The sequence below is a fragment of the Pseudoalteromonas sp. CO325X genome (assembly GCF_004208955.1).
Lineage (GTDB): Bacteria > Pseudomonadota > Gammaproteobacteria > Enterobacterales > Alteromonadaceae > Pseudoalteromonas > Pseudoalteromonas ruthenica.
This window is the reverse complement of sequence record NZ_SGPG01000026.1, coordinates 37256-55811: the sequence shown is the minus strand read 5'-3', so window position 1 is coordinate 55811 and position 18556 is coordinate 37256. Positions and strand designations below refer to the sequence as shown.

At 47.5% G+C, this 18556-nt stretch carries 14 protein-coding genes; 5 read left to right on the top strand and 9 right to left on the bottom strand.

The features are described 5' to 3' along the window. Window positions 1-216: 216 nt before the first annotated feature. The gene (gene yihA / locus EXT46_RS14300; RefSeq protein WP_022946631.1) at window positions 217-864 is read left to right on the top strand and encodes a ribosome biogenesis GTP-binding protein YihA/YsxC; all 648 of its coding nucleotides are present in this window, start codon (window positions 217-219) and stop codon (window positions 862-864) included. Here yihA and EXT46_RS14295 read toward each other — a convergent pair. The 3 genes from EXT46_RS14295 to polA form a co-directional block, all read right to left on the bottom strand. Then, window positions 828-1373: a DUF1285 domain-containing protein gene (locus EXT46_RS14295; protein ID WP_130148062.1), complete on the bottom strand. Its 546-nt coding sequence runs from the start codon at window positions 1371-1373 to the stop codon at window positions 828-830. The two genes, yihA and EXT46_RS14295, sit on opposite strands and share 37 nt — an antisense overlap. After that, complete coding sequence (locus EXT46_RS14290) at window positions 1363-1947, bottom strand: YceI family protein (RefSeq protein ID WP_240701145.1); 585 nt, start codon at window positions 1945-1947, stop codon at window positions 1363-1365. Before EXT46_RS14290 ends, EXT46_RS14295 begins: the two co-directional genes overlap by 11 nt. A 432-nt stretch (window positions 1948-2379) precedes the next feature. Beyond that, entirely contained in the window at window positions 2380-5112 is a 2733-nt protein-coding gene (gene polA, locus EXT46_RS14285) for a DNA polymerase I (RefSeq protein WP_130148060.1), read from the bottom strand. Window positions 5113-5603: 491 nt separating this feature from the next. Here polA and elbB point away from each other — a divergent pair, with 491 nt between their 5' ends. From elbB to EXT46_RS14270, 3 genes are all read left to right on the top strand, one after another. Beyond that, entirely contained in the window at window positions 5604-6254 is a 651-nt protein-coding gene (elbB, locus tag EXT46_RS14280) for an isoprenoid biosynthesis glyoxalase ElbB (protein WP_130148058.1), read from the top strand. A gap of 166 nt (window positions 6255-6420) precedes the next feature. Then, a complete protein-coding gene (locus tag EXT46_RS14275) occupies window positions 6421-6813 on the top strand; it encodes a cytochrome c5 family protein (protein ID WP_022946626.1) in 393 nt (130 codons plus the stop codon). Window positions 6814-6947: 134 nt separating this feature from the next. Next, entirely contained in the window at window positions 6948-9512 is a 2565-nt protein-coding gene (locus EXT46_RS14270) for a diguanylate cyclase (RefSeq protein ID WP_130148056.1), read from the top strand. Here the strand turns inward: EXT46_RS14270 and rep are convergent. Further along, window positions 9499-11514 carry a DNA helicase Rep gene (rep, locus tag EXT46_RS14265; RefSeq protein WP_130148054.1) on the bottom strand — a complete coding sequence of 672 codons (2016 nt, stop codon included), beginning with the start codon at window positions 11512-11514 and terminating at the stop codon, window positions 9499-9501. The genes EXT46_RS14270 and rep overlap by 14 nt on opposite strands. 223 nt (window positions 11515-11737) lie before the next feature. Between rep and EXT46_RS14260 the strand changes: the two genes are divergently transcribed. Further along, entirely contained in the window at window positions 11738-12010 is a 273-nt protein-coding gene (locus EXT46_RS14260) for an accessory factor UbiK family protein (protein ID WP_053910192.1), read from the top strand. Between the two features lie 31 nt (window positions 12011-12041). Here the strand turns inward: EXT46_RS14260 and can are convergent, their stop codons facing one another. The 5 genes from can to ilvD all read right to left on the bottom strand — a co-directional run bounded on the left by can (window position 12042) and on the right by ilvD (window position 18512). After that, window positions 12042-12707: a carbonate dehydratase gene (can, locus tag EXT46_RS14255; RefSeq protein ID WP_022946622.1), complete on the bottom strand. Its 666-nt coding sequence runs from the start codon at window positions 12705-12707 to the stop codon at window positions 12042-12044. After that, a complete protein-coding gene (locus tag EXT46_RS14250; RefSeq protein ID WP_130148052.1) occupies window positions 12704-13906 on the bottom strand; it encodes a methyltransferase in 1203 nt (400 codons plus the stop codon). The genes can and EXT46_RS14250 overlap by 4 nt, the downstream gene beginning before the upstream one ends. An 81-nt stretch (window positions 13907-13987) precedes the next feature. Next, the gene (locus EXT46_RS14245; protein WP_130148050.1) at window positions 13988-15049 is read right to left on the bottom strand and encodes an ABC transporter substrate-binding protein; all 1062 of its coding nucleotides are present in this window, start codon (window positions 15047-15049) and stop codon (window positions 13988-13990) included. Window positions 15050-15096: 47 nt separating this feature from the next. Then, entirely contained in the window at window positions 15097-16656 is a 1560-nt protein-coding gene (gene ilvA, locus EXT46_RS14240; RefSeq protein WP_130148047.1) for a threonine ammonia-lyase, biosynthetic, read from the bottom strand. Beyond that, on the bottom strand, window positions 16656-18512 hold the full coding sequence (ilvD, locus tag EXT46_RS14235) for a dihydroxy-acid dehydratase (RefSeq protein ID WP_130148045.1): 1857 nt from the start codon (window positions 18510-18512) through the stop codon (window positions 16656-16658). Before ilvD ends, ilvA begins: the two co-directional genes overlap by 1 nt. Between the last annotated feature and the right edge of the window lie 44 nt (window positions 18513-18556).

Here is an 18556-nt window from a genome sequence, read left to right as displayed (position 1 = left end):
CTTTTCGATGCAATGGCTCTATTCTACACGATAAAAATTTCTCTGGCACGTTTTCTGCCCACATTAAACTTATAAAATGCGGGGTTTTAAGGAAAATTTGTCTCAGCGCATAGTTTTGCCGAGCTTTCCTGACCTATTGCTTGCACCTTTAGCTTAGCCGCTTTCTGATATAAACTAGCGGTTAATCTAATTTTGGTGCCTCACTGAGGAGTTCATGTGGCCAAATCCCGCGTTGATTATACGCAAGCTAAGTTTATAACAAGTGCCCCGGATATCAGTAAATTACCGGAGGACACAGGTATTGAGATCGCGTTTGCAGGGCGCTCCAATGCCGGTAAATCCAGTTCACTAAATACGCTGACCGAACAAAAACTCGCTCGTACTAGTAAAACGCCTGGACGCACACAATTGATCAATACTTTTGCGTTGCAAGAGGATCAGCGGCTAATTGACTTACCTGGATATGGTTTTGCCAAAGTGCCAATGGAGATGAAACTAAAATGGCAACGCTCTTTAGGTGAGTATTTACAAAAACGCGAGAGTCTAAAAGGCTTAGTAGTGTTGATGGACATACGTCATCCCCTAAAAGATCTCGACCGTCAACTCATCGAGTGGGCCAGCTCCAGCGACATTCCTGTGTTGGCGCTACTGACTAAGGCTGATAAGTTCAAGCAAGGCAAACGTAAGTCTGAGGTGCTAAAGGTGCGCCGCGAGCTTGCTGAGGTAGCAGACAACATCACCGTACACGCATTCTCGTCGCTTAAAGGTACCGGCTTGAATGAGTTAAGAAAGCAGCTCGATGAGTGGTTTTTAGGGCCTGTTGTCACTCAGCCGCCGAGTGAAAACGACTCTCCTGCCGAATAGATTATAAACTCCTCACCCTGGGGCTGAGCGAGCTGCTCGGCCCACGCATAATACACCGTACGCGCTAATTTCGCTTGCACCCCATAAGGCAGCTGCAAATAAGGCAGCTTCTGCCCTTTCGGATCGGCATGTATAAGCAACGGATGCTGTGCACCGAGCACAAATTCACGGCCAATATTATCGATACAAATAACCGCTGGATGCGCTGCGTTTTGCGCTGTAGCAAGACGCCAGTCAACAATTAGTAGCGGCGCATCGTCCACCCTGATAGCCATCTGTTCAACAGGGGTTTTTAAGTAGTACTGCCCTTGCTCACGCCACAACACCGAAGCAAACAACTTAACTAAACGAGCACGTTTAATTTCAGTGCCGTGATGGAACCAACGACCATCTGCAGTAATGTGAATGTCGATGGTGCCGCATTGCTGCGGCGACCATTGATCTAAAGGCGCAATTTGCCCTTCAAGTTGCTGCGACAGAGCCGCTAGCGCTTGCTCATTACTGCTCATTTAAGGTCAGTACAAAAGAGACAGGAACGGCGCGAGTTATAGAGTCTAACCCGGCTAATGACTTCAACTTGTCGATCCCCGGTTGCAACGCAAAGTCAGCAGGGCTTACTAATACTGGCATCATAGAACTAACCACCAGGTCACCGGCACTACTTGCCACCACGCTCACAGCTATTTGCTGCGCTTTAGTTTTACCGTGTAACGCCAGCTGTGCTTGAACATTTCCTTGAGCCACGCCGGTGTCTTTAGCTTGTGCGATTAATTCACTGACATTCGCAGTAACTTCCATCGCGGGAAACTCGACGGTGTTAAAAAGAAATTTCTGCATGCGCTCGTTGCGAATTGGGATCTGTGTCTCAACACTGTTGAGATCGATCGCTAGCTTAAACATGCCGCTCTCATCTACGCTGCCTGAAACGTCTTTGAAGAAGTGGTTCTCCGCAATAGCATTATTCTTTACTGAGACAAAATTTACGCGGCTGTGGTTATTATCTACCTGCCATGCAGCTAATGCACTGGTACTGCCAACAAGCAGCGCACCACACATTAAAGTACGAACAAAACTATTAAACATTACGCTTTCCTTCGATAAGAATGATTATCACCATGCTAGCAATAAACTATCTACAGGTGAACTAACTACTCAAGGATACTTAAGAAAATGAGTAAAAGATCAGCCAGTGGAATACCTGGAAAGAGAATAAAAAAACATAACAGAGAAGGAAAAGAAAAAGCCGGCCTACCAAAACGGTAAGCCGGTATAGCAATCTGGGGAGAAGCTATCAATACGCTGTACCATCGCAAAGCGAGTGGCACATCATCAACAGGATGTCCTACAGGATGAGGACGCGCGGACTGTAGCAAATCAATATCGAGAAATAAACGCAAAGCGCGCGCAACAGCGCTTATTTAATCCTATATAAACCAAATAAAACTATTTCTTATACTCTTTTACAGGGTTTTAACTAAGTTCAGCTTGAGCACAAAGGACTCAAGCTGCTTGGTCCTAGTGTGCCTGCTGCCAATTATCTCCGCTATCCGCCTCGGCGATTAACGGCACATCTAAGCTAGCGGCTTTGGCCATAAGATTGCAGATTTCTTTGGTATAGGCATCTACATGTTGCTCAGCGATTTCAAACACCAGCTCATCGTGTACCTGCATCAATAGTTTGACCGTACCCTCGGGTTGTTGTTGCACCCATTGGTGTACGGTGATCATCGCTTTTTTGATAATATCCGCAGCAGTTCCCTGCATCGGTGCATTAATTGCGGCCCGCTCTGCTGCCTTACGCCGCGCTCCATTGCGGGCATTGATCTCCGGTAAATGTAAACGGCGACCAAATAGCGTTTCGACATAGCCTTTATCAGCGGCCCCTTCCCGAGTGCGTTCCATATATTCTAAAACGCCAGGGAAACGCTCGAAGTATTTATCCATATAATGCTGAGCCTCATGACGCGGAATATCGAGTTGCCGCGAGAGGCCAAATGCCGACATACCATAAATCAAACCAAAATTAACGGCTTTAGCTTTACGGCGCATATCACTGGTCACTTCCTCCAATGGTACAGAGAAAACCTCACTGGCAGTGGCACTGTGCACATCCAAACCGTCAGCGAAGGCACTGAGCAGGCCCTTATCCTGTGAAAGATGGGCCATGATGCGCAGCTCTATCTGGCTGTAGTCGGCAGCGACAATTTTATAGCCAGAGGCGGCAACAAAAGCCTCACGGATGCGGCGACCTTCTTCTGAACGAATAGGAATATTCTGCAGGTTAGGATCGGTCGAGCTTAAACGTCCGGTGGCGGTCACCGCTTGATGATAAGAGGTGTGCACACGTTGAGTTTTCTCGTTCACCATCAGCGGTAGCTTGTCGGTGTAAGTTGACTTCAGTTTAGCGAGCCCTCGGTGCTCAATAATGACTTTCGGCAGTGGATAATCATGCGCCAACTCTTGCAAGACTTCTTCTGCGGTTGAAGGAGCTCCCTTAGGAGTCTTTTTGATGACCGGCAGTTCTAGCTTCTCAAACAAAATCGCCTGTAGCTGTTTTGGCGAGCCTAGATTAAACTCCTCGCCAGCGATATCGAAGGCTTCTTTTTCCAATTCCTGCAAACGCTCACCAAGGCGCTGCGAGTGCTTTGCCAGCATCGTTGAATCAATAGCAACGCCAGTACGCTCAATATCAGAAAGCACGTTAACTAAAGGCAGTTCTATATCGCTAAACACGGTTTTTAAACTGCTATCCGCCTCAACTTTTGGCCACAAATGCTGGTGTAAACGCAAGGTAATATCAGCATCTTCGGCAGCATAAGGAGCCGCCTTTTCTAACTCAATCTGATTGAAGGTCAGCTGCTTTTTACCCTTGCCGGCAATATCCTCAAAGCTAATGGTTTTATGGCCCAGATATTTCAATGCGAGGGAATCCATATCATGGCGAGTACCCACGCTATTAAACACATAGGACTCGAGCATGGTATCGAAAGCAATACCATTAAACTCGATACCAGCATTGGCTAGTACACTTTTATCGTATTTAAGATTTTGTCCTACTTTCGCCTTGTTTGCGTCGGCCAAAATCGGTCCAATTTTTTCCAATACAAGGTCAAGAGGCAGTTGCTCAGGTGCTCCAGGGTAGTCATGGGTAAGCGGCAGATAAGCAGCCTCACCTATAGTCACGGCAAAACTCATACCGACTAGCTGCGCTTCCATGTAGTTCACGCTTGTGGTTTCGGTATCAAAGGCTATGAGCTCAGCCTGATTAAGCTTTTCCACCCAAGTATCCAGCTGCTGCTCAGTTAAAATCGTTTCGTAATGAGCATCACGGGTTGGCACTTCTTGAGTATCGGTGGGGGCATCAAGATGGGTGTCGGTGTTGCTGCCTTTATCCAGCACTTCAGCCAACCAACGACGGAACTCACACTCACCATATAGCTCAATCAGGGCATCGGTATCAGGTTGCTGCAGTTTTAACTGCTCCAAATCGCTGTCGAGTTCAACATCAAGCTTGATCGTTGCTAATTCATAGCTCAGTGGCAGGTGCTCCACGGCATTGCGCAATTTGTCGCCTATTTTGCCCTTGACTTCATCGGCATGGGCAATCACTTCATCGAGAGAGCCGTACTTGTCGAGCCACTTAACTGCGGTTTTAGGACCACATCCCTCTACACCGGGGATATTGTCGACTTTATCACCCATCAAGGCTAAATAATCGATGATACGATCGGGCCCCACGCCGAACTTTTCTTTTACACTATCGGGATCGGAAATACTGCCCGTCATGGTATTGATCAAGGTCACGTGTTCGTTGACCAACTGCGCCATATCTTTATCGCCTGTGGATATCAAAACATGACGCTGCTGCTCACTGGCAATACGTGCATAAGTGCCGATCACATCATCCGCTTCGACACCTTCAATACTAATCAAAGGAAAACCCATCGCACGAATAATATTATGCAACGGCTCTATCTGAGTACGTAAGTCATCCGGCATGGGTGGGCGATTAGCCTTGTACTCACTGTACATATCGTTGCGAAAGGTTTTCCCTTTGGCATCAAAAATCACCACCATGTGCGTAGGGTCATACTGCTTGACTAGACTTTTCAGCATGTTGACTACGCCATAAATAGCCCCCGTAGCTTCCCCTTTAGAATTAGTTAGGTGTGGTGGCGCATGATATGCACGGAATAAATAGGAGGAACCATCAACGAGGATAAGCGGATTTTCTGCGATCTGCGCCATTTTTCAACACTCAAACATGTCAGTTTTTTAATAACGCAAGGATGCCATAAGGCGCTTAAGAAAACGAGTTGCAATTGCTGTTAAGCGCTGTAAATAGAGTAAAAGTAGTGAACTAAAAACCTGTGGATAACTTTGTAGATAAAAACCATGACTTACCCTCCAGGTTCATTTTTCGAATCCAGATAGGTTTGTAACTTATTGTTTTAGTTAGAAAAAGAAAAGACTACGTAATTCGGTTTTCTTTTTTATTTTATTTATCCGATGTGGAAAGTGGCTTTCTAAGGGGCGCTAAGAATGCGTGTACAACGTCCTTTTCGATAACCAGCTACGCATTCTAGCATAAAGGATCAAAGATCCTAGTGATCCTTTATAACTTTTTTCTCTTAATGGCATGAGAGCTGAGCATAAATCAGCGTTGACGGTAGCTACCTAGGATCGTTACCTTACTAGGGCAGAGAATTTTATCTTTCATCTGATCAAGGAGCAAAACAATGGCGAATGTGGCGATAATTTTAAGTGGCTGTGGGGTCTTTGATGGCGCCGAAATTCATGAATCAGTACTGACTTTACTTTATCTTGAGCAAGCGGGCGCGCAGTATCAATGTTTTGCCCCCAATATAGACCAGCACCATGTGATTAATCACTTAACTGGGGGAGAGCAGCAGCAAACACGCAATGTATTGGAAGAAGCGGCGCGTATAGCCCGAGGGGAGATTCTTGATCTCAAAGAGCTTAATGTTAGCGACTACGACGCCCTTATTTTGCCTGGAGGCTTTGGCGCTGCAAAAAATTTATGCGACTTCGCTCTAAAAGGTGCCGATAGCTCATTAAATCCAGAGGTAGAGCGGGTCTGTAAAAGCTTTGCCGAACAAGGCAAACCGGCGGCTTATTTGTGTATCGCGCCAGCAATGATTGCGCACATCTACCCACAAGGCACAAAAGCGACCATAGGTAACGACAACGATACGGCCTCGGCGATGAATGCACTTGGCGCCGAGCATGTGGACTGTGCCGTTGATGACATCGTCGCTGATGAAAAAGCGAAGGTCGTTTCCACGCCTGCCTACATGCTTGCGGGCTCCGTCAAAGAGGCTGCCAGCGGTATCGAAAAAGCCGTGAATAAGCTGTTGAGCTGGGTTTAACGCGATGTGCAACGGCGACAATATTTTGCGCTAGCGCATAAAATGGCTACTTTTTAACGCATTAATGAAATCTAGGCATTTTATAAATCGCTCGCTGCGGTTATAATTTGCCGATATTTCGTCACCAGGTCGTATAGACCGTTAGCACCCGAATGAGCAAAGAAACATGAAGAAACTATCAGCTGCACTGTTACTGTTATCCACTGCTGTTTACGCGCAACCTTACGACAACTCACTCACCGAGGAAGCTATCAAAAAGCGCCTGCAACCTGTTGGTGATGTTTACCTTGCCGGTGAAACTGCTGCTGCCGATGCGGCGCCAAGCGGCCCTCGCAGTGGCGAACAAGTATATCAAGCGGCCTGTTTCGCATGTCATGGTTCAGGTGCACTCGGTGCTCCAAAAACAGCAGCTGACTGGGAACCTCGCCTAGCAAAAGGCATGGATACATTGCTTGATCACGCGATTAATGGTTTCAATGCAATGCCTCCGCGCGGTACTTGTATGGATTGTTCGGATGAGGAAATCCAAGCTGCTATCGACTTTATGGTTAAGCAGTAACTACGACTTGTTAAAGAGTTAAAAAGGGAGGCAATGGCCTCCCTTTTTCGTTCCTAGTATAGAGGTCGATACTCCTTGACCTGAACCAAAAAAGATGGAATATTTGGCGGTTAATAAATAAACAAAAATAACAAATGGCACGTTCAGTGGATGAGTGGTCCCCGCAGGAGCTCAATAAGCTCCAGAAAAAGAATAAACGCCTGAAGGCGTTGCTGCAAAAATACAAGCAGCAACACCACCTCCAACATGCCCTTATTTTACTGTCAGAACAAGCCAGTACCATTCCTGAGCTGTGCTCTTTCTACCCTGCAATTCAACGTCTGCTAGCCGATTACGTACCGAGTAAAAATTTTTATGTGGTCCTGCGTAACCCAGATACAGGACTACTCGAGCTTTCCTACTTCGTTGATCAGAAAGACGGAATACAAACACCCCTAGTTACCGATCAGCATTTTGAGCAAGGTGTGACTGGCTACGTATTTCGTTCTCGGGCAACTGCCTACTTCACTCGTGAAACCATGACGGCAGCGCAGCAACAAGGCAAGTTCAAAATTTTAGGGGCGCAAGCCGAACATTGGCTTGGTGTGCCTATTTATCAAGATACCGATGTGATTGGTGTCATGGTGTCGCAAAGCTATGATGCCAAACAAGGCTATAGCCAAGAGCAAATTGAGCTTTTTGAGGTCATCGCGCTGTATCTAGCAACGGCCATTGAGCGGGTAAAAAAGCGCGAATTACTTGAAAGCCAAGTAAAGCAACGTACTCAAGCATTAACGCTTAGCAACCAAGCGCTTAATGACGAAATTAGCCAACGTAAAAAAGCTTTAGAACGACAGCAAACGTTATTCCAAATATCGGAACTGGCGAGCCAGTCGATCAATATTGATGATGTCTACTACCATGTTCACCAGATCATGAAGTCCATCACCTATGCGGAAAACCTTTATATTGCGCTGTATGATAAAGACAATAATTGGCTTACCTTCCCTTACGCCGTCGATGAGTGCAGCGAAGACTTTGGTCCGCGACCCTTTGCAAAAGGCTTTAGTGAGTTAGTACTAACATCCAAGCAGTGCCAATTAATAGATAGGGCTCGCAGCGAGCAGTTGATTGCTGAGGGTATCATTGAGCGCCAAGGTAAATTAGACCCAAGCTGTCGCTGTACTAGCTGGCTAGGAGCTCCCCTAAAAACAGCGCAAGGAGTGATTGGACTCATTGTTTGCCAGGCATACAACAACAAGTACGACTTCGTGCAAGAGGATGTTGAGCTCATCGCTTACGTCTCCAACCAAATTGCCAACGTACTGCAAAACCATTTATCGCAGCAAGCGCTGCGACAGAGTCACCAAGAATTAGAGTTACGTGTGGCCGAAAAAACGCGGGAGCTACGTCAAGCCAACTTACATTTACAACTACAAATTGATGAGCGCCGTAAAATAGAGCAGCAGCTTTATCATGATGCTCATCATGACTCCCTAACAGGGTTACCTAATCGCAGTTTGTTCTTATCTCAGCTTGAGCGCACATTGGGGCAATATCAGCGCTTTCCTGAAAAAGACTTTGCCGTATTGTTCATCGACCTAGATAAGTTTAAAGATATCAATGATAAGCTGGGTCATCAGTGTGGCGACCAGTTTCTCATTGAAGTGGCGGATAAGCTTAAGCAATGTATTCGCGATCATGATTTGATCGCCCGCCTTGGTGGCGACGAATTTGTCATTTTGCTCACCCAACTCAACGAGCGTCAACAAGCCGAAGATGTTGCCAAGCGCATTATTGCAGTGATGCAGCAACCCTTCTGCAACCAAGGGATTTGTATTCAAAGCGGTGCCAGTATTGGCATTACTTACAGTAAACGCGACTACAGCCATACTGATGAAATCATTCGTGATGCCGATGCCGCCATGTATTATGCCAAACAAACTGGCAAAGGCCGCTTTGAGTTTTATCACCCGCTGCTAGGCTATGGCAACGATCAGCAAGAGCCACATCAACGTCATCATCTAATGGATTTGCACACCCATTTTCGTGCTAGCGACATCGTAAACTTCGACCAGCAGCAGCCTCACGCGCAATTACTCGATGCTTATGGCGAGCATCCGGTGCTCGGGAGTACCAGTTTTGAACAACTTAAGCGTTTTGCCAGTGATAATTACGAGCTCGCTAAGGTAAAGCTCAAACTGCTCAAATATGGCTTTAATCAACACCAGAGCGACATTATGAGTTTACTCAATTGCTCAAGTTTGTTGCTGGATGATAAACACTTTGAGGGGCTTAGTCATTGGGTCGGTCAACTAACGAATAAAGATAAACTTTGCCTGTTGTTCAGTGAAGCCGAGCTGCGCTTTTGTAGCGCTAACCAAATGAAAAATTTAGACAAGCTCTACCAGCAGGGATTGCATATTGGGCTCAATGAGTTTGGTAAAGATCGCTGCGAGTTAAGCTTACTGACCCAGCTGCCCTACTTCTGCGTATTACTCAATGCCACCTTTAGCCGTCGAATATTACAGGACCCACGTTACGATCATATGCTGCAAGGCGTGTTGGCAGTCACACAACTAAATGACTGCATGGTGATCGCTAAAGGGCCCTGTATTCTTAATTATCGCTCGTTGCTTGAGCATCACGGTGTACACCACTTTATTGGTCAGCAACATGCTATTGCCGAGCAACAACCACTACACGCTATTCCTTCTTAAGCATGGCCCTTAAATTAGCCACTCGGGCCTGCCCTTGCTCCATGCGTTGTTGCTGATTTTGTGGGGCTTTTCGTGCTTCGAAAGCCAAATCTTGCTGCGGGAGTTCTTCCACAAAACGGCTAATTTCTGGGGTCATGGTTTCACCAAATTGACGACGGCTTTTGGCATACGTCATCACTAACTCTTGTTGCGCTCGGGTGATCCCTACATAGGCCAAGCGACGCTCCTCTTCAACATTGTCCTCGTCAATACTGGTTTGGTGTGGCAACAGCCCCTCTTCCATACCTACCATAAATACATAAGGATACTCCAAGCCCTTAGAGGCATGCAGTGTCAGTAGTTGCACCGCATCACTGTCATCTTCCTCTTCATTACGCTCCATCATATCGCGCAGGGTGAGCTTCATCACCACCTCTGGTAGGGTGAGGGCTGGATTGTCAGCATCACCAGTGAGCATGTCGGTGATCCAACGATATAACTCAGAGACATTCTTCATGCGCATCTCAGCGGCTTTAGCGCTAGTCGAAGTCTCATATAAATAGGCTTCATAATTAATTTGTCGCACTAAATCTTTCACCGCCTCAAGGGTGTCACTACGTTGGCAGTTATCGGCTAACTCCACGACCCACCGAGCAAACCCCATTAACGCGTTAAAACCTCGCCCTTGTAAACGCTGTGCTAGCTCGGGCTCAAAACATGCAGCAAATAAGCTAATGTGCTTGTCATTCGCCAACGAACCCAGCTTCTCCAAGGTCATAGGGCCAATTTCACGCTTGGGAGTGTTAACGATGCGCAAAAACGCATTATCGTCATCTTGGTTTACTAGCAATCGCAGGTAAGCCATCATGTCTTTGATTTCTGCGCGCGCAAAGAAGGACATGCCACCACTGATTTTATAGGGTATACGGTTACTCATTAGCGCCTTTTCAAACACCCGCGCTTGGTGATTACCGCGATATAAAATAGCGTAGTCGCGGTAGCTTGTGCGCTTGGTAAACTTATGAGAAATAATCTCTGCTACCACACGTTCGGCTTCGTGCTCCTCATCGCGAGTACCAATGACTTTAATCTGATCACCAAAGCCCAGCTCACTAAACAGTTTTTTATCAAAAACATGCGGGTTATTGGCAATGAGAATATTAGCCGCCTTGAGAATGCGTCCAGCACTACGGTAATTTTGCTCTAGCTTGATAAGACGCAGATGTGGGTAGTCTTTACTCAATTGTACAAGGTTTTGTGGCTTTGCCCCGCGCCACGAATAAATAGATTGGTCATCATCACCTACGACAGTAAAGCGCGCCCGCTGACCGACCAATAGCTTAACCAATTGGTATTGGCTGGTATTGGTATCTTGATATTCATCCACCAGCATATAACGAAAGCGGTTTTGCCAACGCTCACGCACCTCGGCATGGCTATTGAGCAATAACGTCGGGATCATAATCAGATCGTCAAAGTCGAGCGCATTGTAAGCACGCAACTGGGTTTGATAGCGGGCATAAAGTTGTGCAAAAAGGGCTTTTTGTTGCTCTCGAGCAGCCGCAATTGCCTGTTGTGGCAAGATCAGCTCGTTTTTCCAGTCGCTGATTTGCATTTTCAACAACTTAAGTAAGTCTTTGTCACCATCGAGCTCGTCTGCGGTCAGCTCATTGAGAAGCTGATTCGTATCTTGGTCGTCAAAGAGTGAAAAGCCTGCTTTGAAACCTAAGGTTTTCAACTCTTTTTTAATTATCTCTAAGCCGAGGGTATGAAAGGTGGATACCCACAGCCCTTTGGCCTCTTGCTTACCTAAAGTTTGCGCAACGCGCTCACGCATTTCCTTGGCAGCCTTGTTGGTGAAGGTTACCGCTGCGATGTTACGAGCTCGATACTCACACTGCTGAACCAAATAAGCTATCTTATTAGTGATCACGCGGGTTTTACCAGAGCCCGCACCAGCGAGGACGAGACAAGGCCCGCTAATGTATTTCACTGCTTCGTTTTGTTGAGGGTTGAGCTTCATAAAACCTAATCTGAGTATCCGTGGGCTACGTATTTTATCTTATTAGCGCAAGTGATACAGCCGCGATATCAGGGCCGTGACAAATAAATAAGTATGCTCTAACGCAAACTGTATTGTGACTTGGTTTAGATACAGCGTATATAAACGCTACTCTAAGGCAAACAAGTTGTTATTTGTGCTTGAGGTTAGTTACACTTAAGTATGCGAGAAAAGGAGCTGTGCAATGATAAACCCTGCAAAAATTGAAGAAATTGCTCGCCAGATTGGCAGTAACATGCCTAAAGGCATGCGCGATATGGCCGAAAACTTTGAAAGTAAAACTAAACAAGTACTGCAAAATAAACTCTCAGAGATGGACTTCGTGAGCCGTGAAGAGTTCGATATTCAAAGCCAAGTGCTAGTAAGAACACGTGAAAAGCTGACGGCGCTAGAGCAAAAAGTAGCGCTTTTAGAAGCGCAAATTCAGGGTAACCAAGAAAACCAAGACGAAGATTAATTCGAGTCTAGACTGGCTGCCCAACTATTCGTTATTGCGCATTAGCTCTCACGCGCAAGGCAACGTTGTGCAGCGCCTCTTTGTAGCTGCTGTGTAGCTCTTGATGACAGCGAACCACGGCATCGAGATCATGTAAACGGCCGTTTTCAAGCCCATACACCCAACCATGCACTGTCAACGGCTGCTCTCTAGCCCATGCATCTTGTACTATGTTGGTACGGCAAACATTACGTACTTGTTCAATCACATTAAGCTCGATTAAACGAGCCAGACGCTGAGCCTCAGGTGCGCTATTTAACAGTGATAAATGCTGGGCTTTAACGTCATCAACGTGGCGTAACCAATTATCAATCAGCCCCAGCTTGGCCTCATCAAGTACCGCCTTAACGCCGCCACAGCCATAATGGCCCACCACCATAATATGCTGAACTTTCAAAACTTCTACTGCATATTGCATCACCGACAAACAGTTATGATCAGTGTGCACCACAACATTCGCGACGTTGCGATGAACAAATAACTCGCCCGGCATAAGGTCTACTATTTGGTTTGCAGGGACTCGAGAGTCTGAACAACCAATCCACAAATACTTAGGGCTTTGCTGCTGCGATAACTTTTGAAAAAATTCTGGGTCATGGTCCGTAGTTCGTTCAGCCCATTGCCTATTACTTTCAAAAAGGTGACCTAGATTCTTCATTGCATCTCACTGTTTATGCTGGCTTCAATTAAGATATTACGAGGTGTGATTTCAGTTTCGCAAAACTCACTGAGGCCCACCTGATAATTGTGTTGCTGCAAATATAAAGCACGATCTAACACCAGCCAAACTTCTATTGCTCTTCTAAAGAGATGTCTTACCAGTTCGATTCGCTCCGTCATGCGCTTCCTTTGCTCTGCGAGCTTCAAATAGCGTGCAAAATCACACTTTGCTGGCAGGGTTAAACCCTTTTCTCGTGCCGCCCACAAACAAAAATCTGAGAATTCACCGCTGAATATTTGCTTACCGACCGAAGGCACGGGTGTGTACTGTGAGCGTTTAAATTGCTCACGCACCAACTGATCAAACCCGAGTCGCCATAACACCTCTTTTTGCCGCACGCGCCGCACTCGCTGTGGTGCTGTCACAGTTTGTTGCAGCGCAAGTTTTAGATCACTGCTGGTCAACCGCAATGAGCTTGCCTGTGCAGCTGCGCTCATTGGTTGGTAATAGTCGCCATTGATAAACAAATGATAGCAACAGGGAGAGATTGAAATACGCGGTGTTTGCTGCTGACAGGCCTGACGCAACAAGGATTGATGCAAGCCACCGCAAGCATGCAGGGCAACAGCGTGATCACACTGCTCAATTAGGGCACTAAAATCATCTGTCAGTACATTACCTTGGTGAAAGTGAATCGGTAAGTTTAGCTTATCCGCTAGCTGTTCACCTTGCTCACATAGGTGCTGCTGAATTTCCACACTGTGTACGGGCGCCTGATGTTGGTGCGCGAGGAGGCGCCCAAGATGACCTTTACCCGCACACCACTCCAAGATGGTACTGCCTTCCTGCACAGGGGCGAGGCCATCAACAAAGCACTGTAGCTGGGTCAATTTACGGCCTTTAATACCATTACTTAGCCAAAATGGTAGCGCTTTAGGCTGTGCTTGTGTGCTGATAGGCAAATCGGTTAGTTCTGGCAACTGCGAAAGCTGGTCAATATGAGTACTGAAGTAGCCTATTAACTGTGATGGTTGGGCATCAAGCTCAGCCACTTGCTCATCACTGAGATTCTCCAGTACCGTTGTCAGTTCAGGCCAAGGATAGTGCTCGCATGAAAATGCCACACATTGCCAGTAACCTCGAGTGTCATTAAGCAATTGATCTAGGCGTTGAAAGTGCGATGTTAACGATGGCATGAGAAAAACTAACGGACTGCAATTGTTAGATTATATCAAATCGCTTGGCTCAAGCGCAGAAAACTTTATCTCGCTACTATACTATTTAGATTTTCGCGCTTGCACCACGAGTCGAACATAAGTCGGAACGGCAACTAAGATGATGGCAATAGCCAGAATGAACATCCACGACAAGCGCATACCACTTTGTTGCATTGGCTGATACATAAAACCGCGAAAGTACTCCTGCATAAGTTTATCATCCAGTGCATAAAGCTCTGCAATCAGTCGCCACCGCGCATCAGACATTGCACCTAGCGTACTGCCCGTTCGCATCATCAAAGGTTTGAGTTGGTCTGCTTCAAAAGCCAGCTCTTGTAGGCTTTTATCAACGGCATAATGACGCTTAGTGAGGGCAATACTGTGCTGTAGGTTGAGTAACGCGTAACGCCAACCCCGCATGCTCGCTTGATAAAAACGCGCGACCACTTCAGGCTGAGCATCAAGGAAGGTCTGTGATGTAAACAACACGTCACCGTATACATTGAAGCCATGTTGCTTTGGGCATACGAGACGGTAATCAATACCTTGCTGCGCCAAGGTATAGGGCTCGTTGGTAATGTACACCTGAATGGCATCGAGACGCCCTTCAATCCAAGCAGCCAATGGCGCCTGAGCACCAATATCAACAATCTCTGGCTGTATGCCTTCATTGGCAAGCATAGTGATAAGCTCAGCATTCTCACTGGCGCTAAGCGAGCTGATTTTCTTACTATCGAAATCTTGCGGAGCGAATATTGGTGAGTGTTTCTTTACTAGCCAGCAATAGGGAGAGGATTGCATCAGTGCGGCCATTGCGACTACAGGCTGGCCCCGCAGACGATGCTTAAGCAAACCGGAGTGACTGATACCAAACTGAGCATGATTATCGAGCACCTTGGCCACGCTGTCAGTGTCGTTACCAACAGCCTCGACAATGTCGACCTCTAAGCCCAGGTCACGGTAATAACCCAGCTCTTTGGCAACATAATAACCTGCAAATTGAAATTGATGTCGCCATTTTAACTGTAAGGTCACTTTCGTAGGGCTGGCCATTACTAAAAAAGGGCCACAAAGCAAAAATAAACTCAGTAGGCCCCTTTTCCATTCCATGCGCTGCTTCACTGTACTTCCTTGTGCTAATGCTGCTAATACTATATTAAAGCTTAGGCTTAAATACCAGCTTGTTGGGCAATTTTACCCTCCTCTTCGCAGCCGTTGTGTGCGAGAAACTGCTGATAACATAAATTACCTGTTTCTTCTACAAACCCATATCCAAGGCGTTTCAAATGCTCATCAAAGGCATTGTAATCTTGCCCGGGTACTTCAAATGCCGCCAACACATTACCCAGCGCAGCCCCATGATTACGATAGTGGAATAAGCTAATATTCCATTTGCTCCCCAAAGTATCGAGAAACCGCGCTAGAGCACCTGGGTATTCGGGAAATTCAAAGCGCAACACCCGCTCTTGCAGCTGCTGTGTTGGCTTGCCGCCAACCATATAACGCACATGTAATTTAGCAAGCTCGTTGTCGGACATATCAACATAGTGGTAGCCTTGATATTCAAGCTCACCGAGTAGTTCTTCAAGCTCACTAACACCTTGACGCAACCCGATACCAACAAAGATTTGTGCTTCACCCGGGCCGGCATAACGGTAATTAAACTCAGTGATCGCACGCCCGCCTAGACATTGGCAAAAGCGCTTGAAGCTACCTTTCTCCTCTTTAATGGTCACCGCCAATAACGCCTCGTTCTTCTCACCGAGCGCTGTTCTCTCGGCGATGTGGCGAAGACGATCAAAATTTAAGTTCGCCCCGGAGAGCACCGCCGCTAAATTAGTACCTTGCTGAGCCTGTGTTGTCGCCCATTTTTTTAGCCCTGCCAAAGACAGCGCGCCAGAGGGCTCCGCTACTGCCCGCGTGCTGACGAAAATATCTTGTACCGCAGCGCAAATCTCATCACCACTGACAGTCACGACTTCATCGCAAAACTGCTGCGCCAGACGAAAGGTTTCGCTGCCGATGGTCTTCACCGCAACGCCATCGGCAAAACTGCCCACCCGCTCCAGCTCTACAGGTTTTCCAGCCGCCATAGCCGCTTGCAAACAGGCGCTTTCCTCGGCTTCAACAGCAATGATGCGGATGTCTGGGCGCAGTGATTTAATATAAACCGCCATACCGGCTAACAAACCGCCGCCACCAACCGGGACAAACACCGCATCCAATTGCGGAAGCTGCTGCATTAACTCACGCGCAATCGTGCCTTGGCCAATGATCACATCGGGATCGTCGAATGGCGGCACAAATACCGCCTGCAGTTGCTCGGCCAGTTTTAAGGCATGGGCTTTTGCGGCATCAAAGTGATGGCCGTGTAAAATCACCTCACCGCCGAAGCCACGTACTGCATTGACCTTAATCTGCGGCGTGGTAAGGGGCATCACGATAATGGCCTGATGCCCTAACTCGGTGGCACTTAACGCCACTCCTTGCGCGTGATTACCGGCTGACGCAGTGATCACCTTACTGCCTTTTTCTAGCTGCCTTAACTTGTTATAAGCCCCCCGCAACTTAAAGGAGTAAACGGGTTGTTGGTCCTCACGCTTAAGCCACACCTTGCACCCTAGTTTTTGCTCTAATGCAGTCAGTTCACTGACCTCAGTAAACTTAACCAAAGGCTCCATATTGGCTTGGATAATAGCGCGAAAATAGTCAAGCTCGGAGGCGGCCATCAGCTTAGCTCCTCAAGCTTTTCAAGGTCGCGAACAGCGCCTTTATCCGCACTGGTTGCCAATAGCGCATACGCCTTGAGTGCGGCTGTTACGGGACGATTACGCTTGAGCGGCTTATATGCATCTTTGCCACGTTGCTGCTGTTTTTGTGCCCGCGCCTCAAGCTGCTGCTGCGATAAACTCAGATTGATACCCCGATTGGGGATATCGAGTACCACTTCATCCCCATCTTCGACTAAAGCAATCGCACCGCCACTGGCAGCCTCAGGAGAAACATGACCCACAGAAAAGCCCGACGTACCACCGGAAAAGCGGCCATCGGTAATAAGCGCACAGTCCTTGTCTAAAGCCATGGATTTTAGATAACTAGTCGGGTACAGCATTTCCTGCATGCCTGGGCCGCCCTTGGGACCCTCGTAGCGGATCACCACCACATCGCCTTTTTGTACTTGGCCGCCTAAAATGCCTTCGACTGCATCGTCTTGTGATTCAAATACTCTAGCAGTGCCTTTAAACACTAACATGTCATCACTGACCCCCGCGCTTTTCACAATACAGCCGTTGGGAGCTAAGTTGCCATAAAGCACCGCCAGCCCACCATCTTGGCGAAAGGCATGTTCGACACTGCGAATACAGCCCTGCTCACGGTCCAAGTCCATCTCTTGCCAACGGTAATCCTGACTCATGGCTTTGGTGGTGCGGATGCCAGCAGGACCTGCACGGTAAAATGTGCGCGCCGCCGTGTTCTCTTCTTTGCTGGCATCATAGCGAGCGATCACCTCGCCAAGGTTGGCCCCACCGACGTGGCCGACGGATAAATCCAGCTTATCCGCTTTCGCCAATTCGTTGAGAATGGCCATAATCCCGCCAGCGCGATGCACATCCTCAATATGGTATTGCTGCGTCGCAGGAGCGACTTTACATAAAAATGGGGTGCTGCGTGAGAGCCTATCAATGTCATTCATATCGAAATCTACCCCAGCCTCTTGGGCGGCGGCTAATAAATGCAGCACCGTATTGGATGAACCGCCCATGGCGATATCCAACGTCATCGAGTTCATAAAAGCAGCCTGATTGGCGATATTACGCGGCAGCACCGAGTCGTCTTCTTGGCCATAATAACGCTGACATAAATCAACGATGCGTTGACCGGCTTCAACATAAAGCTGCATCCGGTCCTTATGCGTTGCTAAGGTGGTGCCGTTACCTGGAAGGGCCAGGCCTAGGGCTTCCAATAAACAATTCATCGAGTTGGCAGTAAACATACCCGAGCACGAGCCACAGGTTGGACACGCAGAGCGCTCTACTTGTTCTGAGTCTTCATCGCTGACGCTAGGGTCGGCGCCTTTGACCATGGCATCAACCAAATCTAATTTAATGTCGATATCCGCAAGGCGAGTTTTGCCCGCTTCCATCGGCCCGCCAGAGACGAAGATCACCGGAATATTTAATCGCAATGCGGCTAACATCATCCCTGGGGTGATTTTGTCACAGTTAGAGATACATACCATGGCATCGGCACAGTGAGCATTAACCATATACTCCACCGAATCGGCAATGAGGTCTCGTGACGGCAGAGAATACAGCATGCCGCCGTGACCCATGGCGATACCGTCATCAATGGCGATGGTATTAAATTCACGTGGCACCCCACCGGCATCACGAATGGTGTGTGCCATTAGCTCGCTGAGCTGGTTCAAATGCACGTGCCCCGGCACGAACTGAGTGTATGAATTAACCACCGCGATAATCGGTTTTTTAAAATCGCTGTCGTTCATGCCGGTCGCTCGCCAAAGCGCCCGAGCCCCTGCTCTTTTGCGTCCTTCGGTGGTTGTTGCGCTACGCAGTTTTGCCATGTTTACCTCTATATATTTGCAAGCGCAGCCGTGGCTGCCTTGAC